The organism is Caldimonas sp., from assembly GCF_046289365.1.
Lineage (GTDB): Bacteria > Pseudomonadota > Gammaproteobacteria > Burkholderiales > Burkholderiaceae_C > Caldimonas.
Map to the genome: position 1 here is coordinate 1 of NZ_JBKBVU010000295.1, position 2,693 is coordinate 2,693.

Consider the following 2,693-nt stretch of genomic DNA (forward strand, 5'->3'; position numbering starts at 1 on the left):
GACATCTGCCAGCTCGCGCGGGCTTCGGAGGCGCTGCGGATCAGGTCTTCCAGGGCCTGCGCATTGCCGGTCTTCATCACGTGCTCCAGCGCGTCGAGGGTGTGCCGGAAGCGCAGCGACTGCTTGATCACCTCTTCGCGGTTGGCCAGCAGGATGTCGCGCCACACGGCCGGGTCGCTGGCTGCGATGCGGGTGAAGTCGCGAAAGCCCGGGCCGGCCAGCGAGAGGAAGTCGGCGCCGGCCGGCTGCTTGTGCACCGCGTTGAAGTAGGCGAAGGCCAGCAGGTGGGGCAGGTGGCTCACGGCGGCAAAAGCCGCATCGTGGTTCTCCGGTGTCATGCGCAGCACCTGCGCGCCGACGGCCGACCACACGTCCGTGGCCTTCTGGACGAGTGCCGCGTCGGTCTGCTTCAGCGGCGTGAGGATGACCTGACGGCCACTGTAGAGCTGGGCGTCGGCATGCTCCACGCCCGACACTTCCTTGCCGGCGATCGGGTGGGCCGGCACGAAGGAGCTGACGCGGTCCTTGAGCACGCGGCGTGCGGCATCGACCACGTCACGCTTGGTCGAGCCCACGTCCATGAACAGCACGCCCGGCTCGACCAGGTGGCGAATGGCCTTGAAGGTGGCTTCCGAGGCGGCCACCGGCACGGCCATCAGCACGATGTCCGAACCCGAGACGGCCAGCAGGGCCGATTCGGCCGCGATATCGATCACGCCCAGCCGCCGGGCCTTCTCCGTGGTGGAGGGGGACTTGCTGTAGCCGATGACCCGCTTGACCAGGCCTGCGCGCTTGAGCGCGAGGGCAAACGAACCGCCCATGAGGCCGCAGCCGATCACACCGAGTTGGTTGAACATTGCGCGATACGCTCCCGGAGGGCTCAGTGCACGTCGATCGGGTAGGTCCCCAGCAGCTTGAAGAAGGCGCACACATCGCGCAGCTCCTTCAGCGCCTGGGCCACATGCGGCTGGTCGGGGTGGCCCTGGACGTCGATGTAGAAGTAGTACTCCCACTGGCCCGAGCGGGCCGGTCGCGATTCGAAGCGGGTCATCGACACGCCGTACTGCTTCAGCGGCACCAGCATGTCGTGCACGGCGCCGGGGCGGTTGAGCACCGATACCACCAGGCTCGTGCAGTCGTGACCCGAAGCCTTGGGCTGGGGATGGCGGTCGGGGTGGGTGACGATGGCAAAGCGCGTGCGGTTGTGCGGGTCGTCCTGGATGGCCGGAGCCACCACATGCAGGCCGTACTCGCTGGCTGCGCGCTCGCTGGCGATGCCGGCCAGGCGCGGGTCCTCGCTGGCCAGGCGGGCGCCTTCGGCGTTGCTGGCCACCGGGCGGCGTTCGACGTTGGGCAGGTGGTTGCTCAGCCACAGGTGGCACTGCGCCAGGGCCTGCGGATGGGCGCACACCGCCTCGATCCCCTCCAGCGAGTTTTCCTTGCGCAACAGGTTGTGGCGCACGAAGAGGCTGGTCTCGCCGATGATGAACAGCGGGGTGGTGAGGAAGAGGTCGAGTGAGCGGGCCACCACGCCTTCGGTGGAGTTCTCGACCGGCACCACGCCGAAATCGGCGGCACCGGCGGTGGTGGTGCGGAAAACCTCGTCAATGCTGGCGCAGGGCACTCGCTGAATCGACGAGCCGAAGAAGCCCAGGGCGGCCAGTTCGCTGAAGGTGCCCGCCGGGCCCAGGTAGGCCACACGGGTGGGCGTTTCCAGCGCACGGCAGGCCGACATGATCTCGCGCCAGATCGGCGCCACCGATTCGGACTTCAACGGACCGGGGTTGACGGCCTTCAGGCCGTCGATGACCTGGGCCTCGCGCTCGGGGCGGAAGACCACCGAGCCTTCCTTCTTCTTGAGCTCGCCCACCGCCTGGGCCAGGCCAGCACGGCGGTTGAGCAGGGCCAGCAGCTCGCGATCGACGGCGTCGATCTGGTTGCGCAGCGCCAGCAGCTCGTCGGGGGTCGGGGTCTCAGCCATGGCTCGCCGCGAATTCTCGCATGTAGTCCACCAGCGCACGCGCGCCGTCCACCGGCATGGCGTTGTACAGGCTCGCGCGCATGCCTCCCACGCTCTTGTGACCCTTGAGTTGCAGCAGGCCCCGCTCGCGGGCGCCGGCCAGGAAAGCTTCGTTCAGGCGATCGTCGGGCAGGAAGAAGGGCAGGTTCATGCGCGAGCGGCAAGCGGGGTCGACCTTGTTGACGTACCAGCCCGAGGCGTCGATGTAGTCGTAGACGAGCCGCGAGCGCTCGATCGCGCGGCGCTCCATCTCGGCCACGCCCCCCTCGCGCTTGAGCCACTGGAAGACCAGGCCGGCGATGTAGATCGCATAGGTGGGCGGCGTGTTGTACATCGAGCGATGCTCGGCCACCACCCGGTAGTCGAAGGCGCTGGGGCACACCGGCAGGGCACGGCCGAGCAGGTCCTCGCGCACGATGACCAGCGTTAGCCCGGCCGGGCCGATGTTCTTTTGCGCACCGGCGAAGGCCAGGCCCACGCGCGACCAGTCCACGGGCCGCGAGGCAATGTGCGAGGAACAATCGATCACCAGCGGGGCGTCGCAGCCCAGCGCCTTCAGGTCGGGCAGCTCGTGGTACTCCACACCGTGGATCGTCTCGTTGGTGCAGATGTGCACGTAGGCCGCGCCGCTGCGCAGCCGCCATGAGGCTGGCGCCGGCAGTGTGATGTGGCC

The 2,693-nt window shown here is 68.4% G+C and carries 3 protein-coding genes; all 3 read right to left on the minus strand.

Annotated elements, in window-relative coordinates; all coding sequences use genetic code 11:
• Positions 1-857: prephenate dehydrogenase (locus ACK42S_RS17170; protein ID WP_409710433.1), on the minus strand; the 857-nt coding region annotated here is incomplete at its 3' end.
• Positions 858-880: 23 nt separating this feature from the next.
• On the minus strand, positions 881-1,981 hold the full coding sequence (gene pheA, locus ACK42S_RS17175) for a prephenate dehydratase (RefSeq protein ID WP_409710436.1): 1,101 nt from the start codon (positions 1,979-1,981) through the stop codon (positions 881-883).
• Positions 1,974-2,693: 3-phosphoserine/phosphohydroxythreonine transaminase (serC, locus tag ACK42S_RS17180; RefSeq protein ID WP_409710439.1), on the minus strand; the 720-nt coding region annotated here is incomplete at its 5' end. The genes pheA and serC, both read right to left, overlap by 8 nt.

Coding starts and splice junctions, on each gene's coding strand:
- pheA (WP_409710436.1), bottom strand. CDS start 1,981: ATGGCTGAGACCCCGACCCCCGACGAGCTGCTGGCGCTGCGCAACCAG.